The sequence below is a fragment of the Phyllobacterium sp. 22552 genome, from assembly GCF_052044585.1.
Lineage (GTDB): Bacteria > Pseudomonadota > Alphaproteobacteria > Rhizobiales > Rhizobiaceae > Phyllobacterium > Phyllobacterium ifriqiyense.
In genome coordinates this window covers 1-410 of record NZ_JBQENG010000023.1, presented here as the reverse complement: position 1 = coordinate 410, position 410 = coordinate 1, and the positions used below count along the sequence as shown (strand labels likewise).

At 53.4% G+C, this 410-nt stretch carries 1 protein-coding gene; it reads right to left on the bottom strand.

All coding sequences use genetic code 11. From position 1 onward, the window contains the following. On the bottom strand, positions 1 to 410 hold a 410-nt coding region (locus ACTJI9_RS22475; protein WP_440811040.1), incomplete at both ends, for an SOS response-associated peptidase family protein.

Genomic DNA, 410 nt, shown 5'->3' with positions numbered 1-410 from the left:
TTCATCCAGATATCAAGCTCTTCGCGTGTGCGCAGTATGACGGGCATTGCCTTGGGATGGATCGGCTTCACAACCTCATTGGCGTCAGTGGTCAGGAATGCGAAGATATCAGCCTGAACAGGGCCTTCCTTCTTCTTTCGCATACTGAACCAAGGCGTCCAGATGCCAGCAAACCAGAATAGAGGTTGCTCTTCATTGAGGGCAAACCAGTACAGCGGCAGTTTTTTCGTGACCGGATCGCGCACCTGACCATATTCGGAAAAGCTCGTTGCCGGAACGATGCAGCGGCTTTCTGGCCCCAGCCATCGCCTCCAGTGCGGAGACTTCACATTGCGGATATTGGTAACACCATAATCGACTTCGCCCTTGATAAAGGCCGGAGGCGTTGGCATTCCCCAACGCAGCATTGA